This window comes from Sporosarcina cyprini (genome assembly GCF_022048975.1).
Taxonomy (GTDB): domain Bacteria; phylum Bacillota; class Bacilli; order Bacillales_A; family Planococcaceae; genus Sporosarcina; species Sporosarcina cyprini.
In genome coordinates, this window is record NZ_JAKMHX010000016.1 from 172,273 (window position 1) to 185,942 (window position 13,670).

At 46.9% G+C, this 13,670-nt stretch carries 12 protein-coding genes; all 12 read right to left on the reverse strand.

The features are described 5' to 3' along the window. Window positions 1–22: 22 nt before the first annotated feature. Complete coding sequence (eutL, locus tag L7D49_RS04470) at window positions 23–667, reverse strand: ethanolamine utilization microcompartment protein EutL (RefSeq protein WP_184204826.1); 645 nt, start codon at window positions 665–667, stop codon at window positions 23–25. 13 nt (window positions 668–680) lie between these two features. Further along, complete coding sequence (gene eutC / locus L7D49_RS04475) at window positions 681–1,676, reverse strand: ethanolamine ammonia-lyase subunit EutC (protein ID WP_238079615.1); 996 nt, start codon at window positions 1,674–1,676, stop codon at window positions 681–683. Window positions 1,677–1,690: 14 nt separating this feature from the next. Continuing rightward, entirely contained in the window at window positions 1,691–3,055 is a 1,365-nt protein-coding gene (locus tag L7D49_RS04480) for an ethanolamine ammonia-lyase subunit EutB (RefSeq protein WP_238079616.1), read from the reverse strand. Window positions 3,056–3,069: 14 nt separating this feature from the next. Then, complete coding sequence (locus L7D49_RS04485; protein WP_238079617.1) at window positions 3,070–4,518, reverse strand: ethanolamine ammonia-lyase reactivating factor EutA; 1,449 nt, start codon at window positions 4,516–4,518, stop codon at window positions 3,070–3,072. A gap of 125 nt (window positions 4,519–4,643) precedes the next feature. Beyond that, window positions 4,644–5,156: a EutP/PduV family microcompartment system protein gene (locus tag L7D49_RS04490; protein ID WP_238079618.1), complete on the reverse strand. Its 513-nt coding sequence runs from the start codon at window positions 5,154–5,156 to the stop codon at window positions 4,644–4,646. A gap of 13 nt (window positions 5,157–5,169) precedes the next feature. Continuing rightward, window positions 5,170–5,511: an ethanolamine utilization microcompartment protein EutS gene (gene eutS, locus L7D49_RS04495; protein WP_238079619.1), complete on the reverse strand. Its 342-nt coding sequence runs from the start codon at window positions 5,509–5,511 to the stop codon at window positions 5,170–5,172. Window positions 5,512–5,541: 30 nt separating this feature from the next. Further along, window positions 5,542–6,834 (reverse strand): ethanolamine utilization protein EutH, encoded by a 1,293-nt coding sequence (eutH, locus tag L7D49_RS04500; RefSeq protein ID WP_238079620.1) that lies wholly within the window; start codon window positions 6,832–6,834, stop codon window positions 5,542–5,544. A 158-nt stretch (window positions 6,835–6,992) separates the two neighbouring features. Continuing rightward, a complete protein-coding gene (locus L7D49_RS04505) occupies window positions 6,993–7,562 on the reverse strand; it encodes an ANTAR domain-containing response regulator (protein ID WP_238079621.1) in 570 nt (189 codons plus the stop codon). Further along, on the reverse strand, window positions 7,531–8,994 hold the full coding sequence (locus L7D49_RS04510; protein ID WP_238079622.1) for a sensor histidine kinase: 1,464 nt from the start codon (window positions 8,992–8,994) through the stop codon (window positions 7,531–7,533). The genes L7D49_RS04505 and L7D49_RS04510 overlap by 32 nt, the downstream gene beginning before the upstream one ends. 161 nt (window positions 8,995–9,155) lie before the next feature. Further along, window positions 9,156–10,550, reverse strand: a complete 1,395-nt coding sequence (locus L7D49_RS04515; RefSeq protein WP_238079623.1) for an alanine/glycine:cation symporter family protein — start codon at window positions 10,548–10,550, stop codon at window positions 9,156–9,158. A 317-nt stretch (window positions 10,551–10,867) separates the two neighbouring features. Further along, window positions 10,868–12,814, reverse strand: coding sequence for an ABC transporter permease (locus L7D49_RS04520; protein ID WP_238079624.1), 1,947 nt, complete (start codon window positions 12,812–12,814; stop codon window positions 10,868–10,870). Next, window positions 12,792–13,565: an ABC transporter ATP-binding protein gene (locus tag L7D49_RS04525; RefSeq protein ID WP_238079625.1), complete on the reverse strand. Its 774-nt coding sequence runs from the start codon at window positions 13,563–13,565 to the stop codon at window positions 12,792–12,794. The genes L7D49_RS04520 and L7D49_RS04525 overlap by 23 nt, the downstream gene beginning before the upstream one ends. Between the last annotated feature and the right edge of the window lie 105 nt (window positions 13,566–13,670).

Sequence of the window (13,670 nt, forward strand, 5' to 3'; positions counted from 1 at the left end):
CTTCCTTGCTTACTATTGGCGATTAATACCCAAGCGGGTTTCTCGCCATATTTTGAATTGCTTCCCGGAACGCATCTGTTGCTGCCTGGCACGATGATTGGCTGCCGGTTAATAAGCCGCCGCCAAAGTTCGTTTCCGATGGGGGAGCAAAAAACTCGCATAATGTTACATCCGCCGCTTTCAAGGCCGCATCCAACCCGACAATCGCTTCGAGCGGCGGTGCAATTAGGTAAGCTAACGACTGTCCAACCGGGATACCCGCCATTTCCGCTAAAAAGGTGCCAGTGCTTGAAACGGTATGCGCATAAAGTGCATGATCTGGATTTCCATTGATCGCTTCAAAATACGCATCATTTTCAATCGTGATCCGGATCGAATCCAAACCGCTCTTCACTTCTTCCGGCGACTGACCTGCGATAACTCCGAGGAATTCACCCGATAACGGGCCCGATGCATGTGCAGCACCTGCATAGAAGCTTTTCGCATACACGACTTCTACATCGGTCTTTTTCGTTGCCTCGTCAATCGCGGTATAGCCGACATCGTCAATAGTCGTTGTGACAAGACCGATGCTTCGCTGATACGGCTTCAGATTAAATTTCTTCGCCAGCTCTTCATTCACATTCGGGATGACTTGCATGGACAAGATATCTGCATAGATTTTCATCGACTGCCGCCTCCTAGCCTTCTTTGTTCACAAGGGATACACCGCTCGCCTCAAATTTCAGCACTTTTTGGATGACTGTGCCTAAGTAAGCTCCAGCTTCCACTGGCGGTATGCCTCCCTTATGGATATTGGAAATAACCATCCGATCCGCTTCAATCGTGCCGATGCGCGGTTGGTAGCAAAGATAGGCGCTTAATGATTCGGCAGACACGAGGCCAGGACGTTCGCCAATTAACATGACGACAACATCCGGCTGCAGCATTTCGCCGATTTCGTCCATCAAGGCAACACGGCCTTTATCCACATAGAAAGTCGTACCCATGTCGATGTTTAAGTTGCGGAGAGACTGTTCGAGAGATAAATAGACATCCTCCAAGTTCTCCTCGATCGCTTTTGCACTCAGTCCATTGGATGCAACGATTTGAACCGTCGGCCCCTTCTTGCATTTCTCCAGAACTGTCTGTTTCGCTTCATCCGACAGCCTGCGTCCTAAATCGGGACGCCGGATATACTCTTCCTTATCCGCCACTTTGGAATGGACTTGGAATAATTCGAGCCGGTCCAATAATTCGTCCGGCACTTCACCGTATACGGCATCGACAGCTGCCGCATGGTCCAATCGGAATTGGAGCCATGTTTTTGTTTTCGGGCGCGAACCCGCTCTTCCGACACCTACACGGGCCGGCGTTTTCTTGCGAAGCTCAGCCAGTTCCGTTTCCTTGGCATCCGACTGTTTCGTAGCGTCTTGTTTGTGACATGCTCCAACATCTGCAGAGGCAACTTTGGAAGTCGCAGCGGGCTGTTTCTGTTCCGTTGTACGGTGGAAGGTTACAGCTCCGGCTGGCCCCGCGTCTGGATGTTCCGTTGCAAGCGCTTGGCCAACTGGTGCGTCTGCAAACAAGTTGACCGGCATCGCTTCATCCGACTTGCGGGTCTCTGCTTTCCCCTTCGTTTCCTGAAGCTTTTCCACAACCATTTTGGTTATTTGTTCAATCAGCTGTTCATTCATCCCAAATCCACCTCCTATCGGTTAAACAATGTAGCATCGCCAGCGCGTGCACTTAGCTTGCCATTCTCATAGATGCCCATCTTCTCAAGCCATTTCAAATACTCAGGTGCCGGTGTCTTGCCGAGAGTTTGAAGAAGTGTCGCTACATCGTGGTAGCTCATCGATTGGTAATTCAGCATGACATCGTCACCCATCGGCGCCGCGATAATGAAGTTTACACCCGCAGCCGACAAGAGCACGCTCAAGTCCTCAATATCGTTTTGGTCTGCCTTAATATGGTTCGTGTAGCAAATATCAACGCCCATCGGGATGCCGTGCATTTTGCCCATGAAATGGTCTTCCAGCCCTGCCCGGATAACTTGTTTGCTGTTATACAAATACTCCGGTCCGATGAATCCGACGACTGTGTTGACGATGTACGGATCATAATGTCTTGCGAAACCATAGTTTCTGGATTCCAGCGTCAACTGGTCAATGCCGTAATGCGCTTCTGCGGAAAGCTCCGACCCTTGGCCTGTTTCAAAGTACATAACTTGCGGTCCAGTACCTGTTCCTTGTTTCAAAGCAAGATCTCTTGCTTCTGCAATCAATTCGGCGGAAATACCGAACGAGCGATGCGCTTTTTCCGTTCCCGCGATACTTTGGAAGATCATATCGGCAGGAGCCCCTTGCTGGATTGCTTTCATCTGTGTCGTCACGTGGGCAAGAACACAGTTTTGGGTAGGAATCTCCCAATCGTTAATAAAATCCTTTGTCGCATGCAATATGCGTTTCACGCTTTCCACGGAGTCATCGACCGGGTTTATCCCTATGACCGCATCTCCGATACCATACGAAAGCCCTTCCTTCAACGAAGCGATAATGCCATCAATGTTGTCTGTCGGATGATTCGGCTGCAAACGGGAGGAAAGCGTTCCCTTTTGACCGATCGTAATATTACAAGTGGACAGAATCTCAATTTTATTCGCCGCATGGACAAGATCCAGATTGGACATGAGCTTCGTCACTGCCGCAATGACTTCAGAAGTTAAACCCCGGCTAAGCCGCTTTAATTCCCGGTCGCCTACGTCATTGCTCAAGATGTACTCGCGCAGCTCCGCAATGCTCCAGTTTTTAATTTCGTTATATACTCTTTCATTGATGTCGCCCTCGATGATCCGGGACACTTCGTCCGTTTCAATCGGGATAAGTGGGTTATTTCGGATATCGCTTACCAGCAATTCGCTGACAACCGCTTTTGCCGCGATTCGTTCTTGAACCGTTTCCGCTGCGATGCCGGCTAGCCGGTCTCCTGATTTTTCCTCATTCGCTTTAGCCAATACTTCTTTCAGATCGGCGAATACATACCGTTCGCCGCCTAATACCGTTGATAAATTCAATTGCAGCGCCTCCTTTACGATGTGTGGAATGTTAACGTTTTCACGACAACCGGTACGACACCCGAATCGAGCGCCTTGCCGATATCAATGTAATCGCCGGTCTCCACGTTGATTTGATCCACACAAATGACACTCTGTTGTACATTCATGGCGACCAGCGTCTGGCCGATCACCTTGGCATGATCCGATTGGATGATCAAAATGATCGGTTGCGACGGATCAGGTCGTTTTTCCATCAGACGGATAATCGCCTGGGACAATGATTGGATGTCCCGAAATCCCATGTAGGGAAGATTCGAAATATATAATGCGAAGTTTTGCCCTTCCCGGGTCGAGTCGTATAATGCGATCGCCTCGGAAATGGCTGAGTCGAAAAGATCCAGCCCTTGTTGCAAATCAAACATGAAATCATGCTGGTAAATCGGGATGTTTTTCAAAGGAAGCTCATGCGGTGCCACCTGAATGGTTGCTCCGCTGATTTCCGTTGTCTGTGTGCCTGCACCTAGCACGGTCGCTCTTACGGTTTCAACAGGCTCCAGCCATTCGAACGACTGCAGTCGGCCATTTTGCCTCAATGTTGCTGCCAACTGGTTGCCGATATCATCGTATGCCGCGACCTGTACCTGTCCGAGCTCGTGCTGATACATACACTCGGACACGCCTCCGGAGAAAACGACCGCTTCCACGTCATCCAGCCAAGAAGGCGTATGACCGAGCAGCAGGACGTGATCGTCTGAAGCGACATTCTTGCTTAGGATCCGTGCAAGCGAACTGGCCATGAAGTCTGTCACTTGCTGGACAGCAGGGCTGTCGGCTCGATCGCCAACCTGCAATCGCCAACCTTGTTCGGCCAGGAGCCGTTCGATCGGCGGCGAAATGGAACGGACGATGCCATTCTGGAACTCGATGAGACGACCGCCGATATGCATCGTACAAGTCCCTAACAGCTTCTTGTCCTTGTAAACGGCTATATTGGCCGTTCCCCCGCCGATGTCGATGTTCGCGATCACTTTCCCGCTCTTCGCAGAATAGTCATACGCTCCAGAGCCTTTCGCGGCAATAATGCCTTCCAAATCCGGCCCTGCCGTCGCAACGAGGAAATCACCAGCTTCATGCGACAGATGATGGAGCATTTCACTCGCATTGCGCTTTGTCGCCGTTTCTCCTGTAATGATGACGGCACCGGTCTCGATTTGAGATGGCGTCACACCCGCCTCTGCATATTGCGAGCGGATGATCCGTTCCACGCCTTGCGTGTCAATCGTCGACGCATCCAGGAGCGGCGTTCGGAAGACCGGACTTTTATATAAAATCTCTTTATCTACGATTTCGATTCGCGGTACATGGGTTGTACCTGCTACATTCATTAAGGAAAACCGGCTGATGATCAATTTTGTTGTGCTCGTGCCAATATCAATGCCAGCACTGATGATCGTTTCATGCCTTTTATTGAACTGGTTCACGCCTGCACCCCATTTCGGAAAATGAAATAAAAAACGCCTCTACAGACCCGGGGATTTCTCCGCGGGTTGTAAAGGCGTCATTGCCGATTTCATGAACTTGTATTATCTCCAATATATCAAACTTGTTAGGCAGTGTAAAGTGTACCGATGAACCTGACATGGTCATCCTCTGTCTTCTGGACATACTCTTTCATCGAGCGCATGTCCGTGCACTTCACCAGCTCTTTCAAATGCGTTATGCCGTCTCCTGTGACGGATGACGTGATAATGACAGGGCCCTCCGAGATGATATCTTTCATCATGCGAAATGCTCTTTCCACATCAGCTTCCGGATGATCGCATTTCGTAATGACTCCGACCCCAATCTTTGGAACTCCCATGCTAAACCCCGGCGGAAAGATCGTCTTGCCGTTCGTCGCATCTTGGAGATAAAACACATGAGACACTTCCAAAGCCGTTGCCATAATATTTTTGTAGAACAACGGGTTTTCCGTGTATTCACCAGGCGTATCAACGATCCAATCATAATAAATGAGCGTCTGTGTTTTCACAGCTGGAACCTGCTTGCCTAGCAGCGCATTCGTCAGCGTCGATTTGCCGGCACCAATGGCACCGATCAGCATCGCTTTGTTTTGCATGTCCGTTCACTCCTTACGATTTCGTAATGGACGCCGGTGTATAACCAAGCTTCTCGGACAGGAATCGGTTAATTTCCATCATCGCCATCTCAACTTCCGAGACACTTCCTACGATGACAAGACTTCCTGTAAACCGATCCAAGAATCCTAGCTTCACATTGGCTGCCTTCGTCGCCAAATCACCTGCGATAATGACTGTTTCACTTGGCGTGCACGTCATAATCCCTAGCGCTCCGGCTTCTTGGATGCCAAGTTTCTGAAACATATCCGGATCAGGATTAGCGATTAGATGGCTAAGCGTAAGCTGTTTCCCTGGGACAAATTCCTGTATGAATCGTTTCTTTTCTTCGCTCAATCTAAGCACTTCCTTCTCAGTTTATTGTATTTACGCGTTTGTCAGTACAGCTTCTTCTTCTTTCTTCTCAACCGGCTGTTCAACTTCGCCGTCCTCCAAGTATTCACCCGGACGGATGACACCATCGGCACGGTCTTTTTCCTCAAGCTTCAATGCAGTCGGAACAGAAAGTTTGTAGGCGATGGCAATTGCACAGACACCCGCTGTTAATTTACCTAAGATAACCGGCAAAATGATTGTCGGCTGGAAATTGGCCGTAAATGATAAATGATCACCTAGCAAGAAAGCAGCACAAACCGCGAATGCGATATTGATGACTTTGTCTTTCGGTCTCATATAACGGACAAGTGAGAACATCGCCAAGATATTCGCCATTGTCGCCAAAATACCGGCGCTTCCCGTCGAGGACAAGCCAAGCTTGCGTCCGCCCGCTTCAAGCGGCTTCGCAGCATATTTACGCAGCAAATAAACCATTGGGAATGCACCTGCAAGCATGATACCGATATAACCAGCAGTTTCCAATGCACGGAACTGATCCTTTTCGTCTGCCATGATCGGGTCGAAGCCCCAAGCGCCAAAAACTGTTGAGAATACGCCTGTGAAAATTTCGACAATTGAAAAGACAAGGACGAGTTTAATCGCAGCGTCCATCACGCGGCCAAATACCATGAATCCGGAAATCATAGCACGCGGGAAGAATTTTAATCCAAGTGCGATTGCCACTACAAAGACAAGCAACGGTAAAAGGTTAATAAAGATCTGTAAGTAACTAATGACAAATTCATAATTGGATGTTGCTGTCGTGCTGATGACATCACGCACGTCCGTATTGAAAAGCACAATAAGTACAGATGCAATGAATGCACCGATTGGAATCGTCAAAACCCCTGACATGACGCCAAGTGCCATGTACTTGTGGTCCCGCTTATCGAGCATGGCAAGTCCCATCGGAATGGAGAATACAATGGTCGCTCCGGACATGAATCCGACGACAAGCGCCATGATCCAACCTTCATACGATGTTTTCAGTGCATCGGCAAGTTGATATCCGCCCATATCCGATGCAAGAATCGTTGTTGCTGCAATCGCCGGGTCCGCACCAATGGCGTCAAACACCGGGCCGATAAATTTACTAATAAACCAAGTCAAATATGGAATGGATGCCATGATACCAGCAGCGGGTACGAAAATATGACCTACCGCGTGCAAACCGGACATGAATTCCTTTCCTAATCCATCCTCTGGATTTTTGATCGCCGCGAATGCACCAAGCACCGCACACGTCATGATAATCCAGACGATTACTGTACCGATCATTTCCACTATAAATTCCCCCTTTTATCAAATTACATGAATGTCACTGCCAAATAAAGAGATAGATTGCCTAATTCCAAACCACCACCTTAACCAAATTTTGGTATATAACAAAACAAAAAGACGCCTAAAGAAAGGTCTTCTTTAAGCGCCATTGCTTCAATTATTCACTTGTATAACTCAAGGACTTCCTTGGCAATCGACTCCATTGTCTGTTGCCGGGACATGCTGGCATCCCGCATTTTCTTGAATGCTTGTGGCTCAGATAGATTTTCCTTTTCCATCAATAACCCTTTGGCCCGCTCAATCGTTTTGCGCTTTTCCACTTCACGTTTCACGTCCTGAATGCTCGCTTTCAGCCGTTTCGCTTTCTCGGATTGATGGAGCGCCACTTCAATCGCCGGTATCAGATTTGCTTCTGAAATCGGTTTCACTAAATACCCGACAATATTGTCCTGCTGGGCCTTCTCGACAAATTCCTTCTGGCTGTATGCGGTAATGAGCAGTATCGGAAGATCCAATTGAGTCCCGATGATCCGGCTCGCCTTCAGCCCGTCGATTTTCGGCATCTTGATGTCCATTAAGACAAGGTCCGGCTTATGGAGAAACGCCAGCTCCACCGCCCGATCGCCATCTCCCGCTTCACCGACCACTTCATACCCGTGGTCCTCTAATGTTAACTTGAGATCCATCCGGATGATCGACTCATCTTCGGCTATTAATATCCTCTTTTTCATAGAAAATCTCCACCTCCGGACTCACTGGAAATGTCACGACGGCATGCGTACCTTCCTCTTGCGGAACGTACAGAAATTCCCCATTCAAATCATTGGTCACAAGGTTATGGACAATTTCCGTTCCAAGCGACGGTTTCGGCTCTTTCATTCCAACTCCGTTGTCGGAAATATGGAGCTCGAGAAAGTCTCGATCCGAAGTGAACCATATCCGGATTTCCCCTTCACCCTCCTTGTCAAATGCATGCTTCAACGAGTTTTGTACGAGCTCATTGACGATGATTGCAAGTGAAACCGCTTTCCTGGAGGATGTAATTATTTTATTGCCATTCGGCTGAATAATCAAGTCCACTTTCGAGCTCACATCATTCAGTACCATGGCGGAACAGATTTTTCTCGTTAATTCGATAATATTTACATCGTCATCATCGGCATGTTCTTTAGCTAAAATTATTTCATAGACAGATGAAATGCTGTAAATCCGATTCAGTGTATCCTCAAATGATGCTTGACTGTCCTCAGGCAAGCCTCTCATTTGAAGCCGCAGCAGGCTCGCGATTGTCTGCAAATTATTTTTCACCCGATGATGGATTTCCTGGATGACAACCGATTTCATCATGAGTTCCTTCTCTTTCATCCTGAGCTCGGTCAAGTCCTGGATGATGAGCAGCGTCTCACCTCTGTCCTTTTTCTTCAGCTTGATTTTCTTCACGACCAAACTCTTCCGATCGATTGTCAAATCAAATACGAAGACATCTTCTTTATTGTCATAAACCGGCGTCAAAAACGGGAGCAGCTCTGTAATTTTGGCATTGCCCACTTCCTCTGTCCGGCTCATTTCTGATATGAAATTCAAGGCGACGGGATTTGTGTAAATGAGTTGATCTTTGTCATCAGTCAGAATGAGCATTTCCATCAGTAAATCGGAAACGACAGGCGGGCCACCAACAGCCGAAGCGAGAAACTCCCCATTGCGTGCCGGTACGATGGACAAATCCGCTTCGGCGTATCCATCATCGTACATCATTTTTGAAAGGACTTCCTTCTCCTGAATCAGTACACCGATAACTTGATGGAAATTATTTTTGATAGGGACGACCGTCTGATCGACCGATTTCCCCTCTTGTGTGATGGCTTGGCGGATTATCGACTTTTTTCCATTCTTATAGCTATAAAAAACGCCGGGCTCAAAAGATTCGAAAACAATTTTTCCGACGACGGAGTTTTCATAGATTTTGTTTGCATTGCGGGGAAAAGCTTCTGCCACGACAATCGCATGATCATTGTCCTTGATCTTGCAGTCGATAAACATATAGGAGTCCGACATATCAGCATATAATTGCAACGTGGACGCGACTTCCTCTAACCTACTGATATCCTCATAAGTCAAATCAGTGTAGAGGATGCATAGTTGCTCCAACGTAGAAGTGACCATACTTCTCACATCCCTCTAAAAAATAATTGTCGGATTATTTTTCCTGTAATTATAGTTCTTCTTAAATGACCGGTCAATACTTACATTTTTTATACGACTTAGTATGAGAATAGAAAAAGTGATAGGAGCTTGTAAAACTCTCCTATCACTTTTTCAAAATATTATTTCGTTTCATCCCAACATTCCGCGCCCTTCAAATCTGGAATGTTGCTTCGCTTGAAAACCGGGTCCTTCCCTAGTTTCCGCTGTCTCGTAAAGTCCTCCAGCACTTTAAAGGCTACCTTGCCAAGCAATAAAATGACGAGCAAGTTCAGGATCGCCATCAAGCCCATGAACAGATCGGCCATGCTCCAGACAATATCCACTTTTGCCAAAGCGCCGAACATGACAAAGCCGAGAACGGCAATTCGATACAGGACCATCCACGTTTTATGCGCTTTAATGAATTCAATATTAGTTTCACCATAATAATAATTCCCGACAATCGAACTGAATGCGAAGAACATGATTGCGACTGCAACAAAGTACGGAGCCCATGAACCGACATGAACCGCCATCGACGATTGCGTTAAAATGATGCCGCTCTCTTCACCTGTGTCGTACAATCCTGCCAATATAATAATGAAGGCCGTTGCCGAACAGATAATAATTGTGTCGAAAAATACACCTAAACTTTGAACGAGACCCTGTTTAGCGGGATGCGAGACGTTCGCAGTCGCAGCCGCATTCGGAACGCTCCCCATGCCTGCTTCATTAGAGAATAAACCACGGCGGATCCCTTGCATCATCGCAGCCCCGATGCCCGCACCAGCCATCTCTTTTATGCCAAACGCATGCTCAAAAATCAGGGCGATCATACCCGGAATTTCCGTTATATTCATGATCAAAACAAGGAGTGCAATGAGCAGGTAAAATGTCGCCATAATTGGCACGATGGCTTGCGTCACTTTCACAATCCGATGAACTCCGCCAAAAATGATGATCGCTGTCAGTACAACTAGAACGAGTCCAACCGACCAATACGGCAAACTGAACACATCATGGAACGACTGGCTGATCGTGTTGGATTGTACTGCGTTAAAAATGAAACCGAAACAAAGCGTCAAAAGAATTGCAAACACAATACCAAGATTTCGCAATCCCAGCGCCTTCTCCATATAATAGGCCGGACCGCCGCGAAACGTACTGCCGTCCCGGACTTTGTACACTTGAGCGAGCGTACTCTCAACAAACGCAGTCGCCATGCCAATCAAAGCAATTACCCACATCCAAAACACAGCCCCGGGGCCGCCGATTCCAATCGCGAGTGCCACCCCCGTCACGTTCCCTGTCCCAACGCGTGAAGCCGCGCTTATTGTAAACGCCTGAAACGCCGAGACCCCATGGTCGCTCCCCTTCTTTTCAAAAATCAAACGAAACATCTCACCAAACAAACGCACTTGAACGAATCGGGTGCGCACCGTAAAATACAAACCAATTAAAAGCAACAGGCCGATCAATATGTATGTCCATATAAAATCATTTGCCGGTCCAACCAGCCACTCCAATGCTTTCATGCCATACACTCCTTCTCTATGTACTAAATATGTACTCTACTGTCCATACCCTCAATCTAGCCATCTAAATACCGGACAAAAGAAAAAACCGCCCGAACATGGAATCGGACGGTTCCTTAAAGAAGGAAACTTACTGCCCGCGCCTTTAACGCGCGAGGCAACTATATATCTTCGGCTCGAAAAAACTACCGACTTGAAGTAGTGTATCATCGTCATTAGGGGATTTCAATGTGTTTATTATGACAATAATAAGGATTTCCGAAGTAGAACTATTCCATTAGATTGATTTCTCCTAAAGTAAGGAGCGTCGTCTTGATTTACAAAGCAGCTTTTACTGTTTTTCGATAATACCCTACCGTCAACAAGGCAAAAATAAGATAGATCAACACATAGATAGCCATCGCGATTGATGCAGGCACGGTAATGTCTGACATGAATAAAAAGGATGCTGCTTTTATAGCGAAGATAGAATGCAACAAGCCAATCACTAACGGCACTCCAAATACAAACACTTGTTTACGGACAATACCGCGCATAATATCCTGCACTGTAAAGCCCAATTGGCGCAATGTCGCATAACTTCTCTTCTCCTGATCGGCCTCCGTCATTTGCTTGAAATACAGAATACTGCCTGTGGAAATGAGGAAGACGAGACCGAGGAAGCCTGCAATGAAGATAAGTAGCCCCGTGTATTGCATCGTCGATACATATTGACCATAGTAATGGAAGTTTAAGCGGTCATTCTCTTTCGTAAAATCTTGATAAATCTCAGAAGCTTCAGCCTGCTGATCTTTATCCGAAATCATAACCGAAAAAAACGTGCCCATCCGATGTGCCTCTTCTTCATTAATAAACTGCTCTTTAATTTCTTGATAAAATTCGTCATCGACTACGAGCTGTGTTCCTGCAAAAGGCGGATTAAGTATATTGCCTTCTTTCACCTTTGTTATGGAAACATCTAGCTCTTTTTCCGGATTCGTTAATTTCACAGAAAAAGGGACTTCCGTTGTTTTCATCAGCCAATAAACAGATGCGTCGTAGAAATAGGCTGTGCGTCCGTCCGGAATTTCGATGTCGATGCCTGCTTGCTGTAATTGTTTTTCGTTCACTAGGTTTACTGAAAACATCTGAGGTAACCATTTGGTCATTGTCGCTTCTTCAAAAAACTGTCCGTCCAAATTCATTACTTCAATCGGTGTATACAAATAGGAGATTCCTTGCCGATCAAGCTCCTCAGTAAATTGCTTTGTTTCCTTCTCCTCTTGCGCATCTCCATACCCGCCAAACATGAAATCATGTGGATAGATGGAACGTGTCTCTCTTTCGGTTGAATAATAGAGAGAGTAGGATCCCGCCAGCATGGCAAGAGTCATCGCTGACAACACGGTAATAATCGTGAGTGAATTGGCATTCCCTTTCATCCGATGCATAAGCGTAGCAATGGACAAGCTCCCATTCAAGCCAAGATGGCCTTGCTTGCGTTTACGCAATTGATAAAACAACCAGCTAATTGTCACTCTGAATAACAGGTATGTTCCCGTTATGGTTGTAGCTAATACAACGAGCATGTTAATGAACAGAAAAACATTCATCATCCGGCCGGAAAGCCAATAGCCAAATGCAATAAGCCCGATGCCCAAAAGCGCAAGAAACGCAGAACGGACAGCTTTCGGCTTTTTCGGATGTTCCCCTTGCTTTTCCGCATTAAATAGGCCAAGCAATGTCGTGCGACGTACCGCAACTAACATTTGAAGAGACGTGAGTAGGATGATGGCAATGAAAACAATAATCGTCTGGAGAACCGCCGTCTTCGAAAACGTCAATTCAATAAAACCATCAAATCCGACCAACTTCATGAGCAGCAATAAAAACAGGCGTGACACAATCATCCCTGCACCGATTCCAATTGCCATTGCCCCGGCACTCAGCAACGTATTTTCCAAAATTAAGAGCCTTGCTACCGCGCCCTTCGTAAGTCCGATCAGTTGGTATAGACCAATTTCACGGCTCCTTCTTTTTAAAAAGATCGCATTCGCATAGACAACGAAAGTACCCGCAATGAATAGCAGCAGAATTCCTGCCACCTTGAACGCAGTCCCCATCGTTCCGCCCGACTGTTGGACAACAGCTGGATCATGCTGCAACGTAGCAAAAACAAAATACAGGACGACGCTAAAAATGAGAGCAAAAAAGTACAAATAATAGTGTTTAATGTTTTTCCGCATGCTGCGAATGACGAGATCAAAGAGTGTCAACGCTGTCACCCCCGAGAACGCCCTGAACTTTCAAGATTTCCTGAAAGAAGGCCTGCCTCGTTTTGTCGCCCCGGTACAATTCGGAATAAATCTTCCCATCCTTTAAAAATACGACGCGGCTGCAATAGCTTGAAGCGACTGGGTCATGCGTAACCATCATGATCGTGACGCCACGTTGTTTATTGACATCCTCCAAGGTGCCGAGCAAAGAAGAAGCAGACTTGGAATCGAGCGCTCCTGTCGGCTCGTCAGCAAATACGAGCGATGGTTTGTTAATGAGCGCACGCGCTGCAGACGTCCGCTGCTTCTGCCCACCCGATATTTCATGAGGATATTTATTCGCCAGCTCCTTGATTCCTAAAATGTCTGCGATTGATTTGAAATGATCCTCTGCTACACGCTTATGCATTTTGCCGAGTGACACGGGAAGAAGAATGTTCTCCTTCACTGTCAATGTATCGAGCAAATTATAATCTTGGAAAATGAACCCGAGTTTATCACGCCGAAAAGCGGACAGCTCACGATCCTTCATTCTGGAAATATCGGCATTGCCAATCAGAATAGAACCCTCTGTCGTTCGGTCTATTGTGGCAAGCACATTCAATAATGTTGTTTTCCCTGCACCGGATGGACCCATGATACCGACAAATTCACCCTTCAGCACACGCAAGTCGATACCCCGCAGCACTTCTTGCACATTTCCGCGCGTACCGAACGATTTCCGGACATTTTGGGCATGTAATACTGTATTTTGTTCCATGTAGTATAGCCTCCCTGTTATTCGTTGTCCTTATCGTACCGCGCTTCGAAACGGGGTTCGTTTGATTTTCATGACAAAGCGGTCTTCCAATGTGACATTGTTGTC

Excerpts from the sequence above, each read along its gene's own strand:
- eutL (WP_184204826.1), bottom strand. The coding sequence starts at position 667 with ATGAAAATCTATGCAGATATCTTGTCCATGCAAGTCATCCCGAATGTG.
- eutC (WP_238079615.1), bottom strand. The coding sequence starts at position 1,676 with ATGAATGAACAGCTGATTGAACAAATAACCAAAATGGTTGTGGAAAAG.
- L7D49_RS04490 (WP_238079618.1), bottom strand. The coding sequence starts at position 5,156 with ATGCAAAACAAAGCGATGCTGATCGGTGCCATTGGTGCCGGCAAATCG.
- L7D49_RS04505 (WP_238079621.1), bottom strand. The coding sequence starts at position 7,562 with ATGAAAAAGAGGATATTAATAGCCGAAGATGAGTCGATCATCCGGATG.
- L7D49_RS04510 (WP_238079622.1), bottom strand. The coding sequence starts at position 8,994 with ATGGTCACTTCTACGTTGGAGCAACTATGCATCCTCTACACTGATTTG.
- L7D49_RS04515 (WP_238079623.1), bottom strand. The coding sequence starts at position 10,550 with ATGAAAGCATTGGAGTGGCTGGTTGGACCGGCAAATGATTTTATATGG.
- L7D49_RS04525 (WP_238079625.1), bottom strand. The coding sequence starts at position 13,565 with ATGGAACAAAATACAGTATTACATGCCCAAAATGTCCGGAAATCGTTC.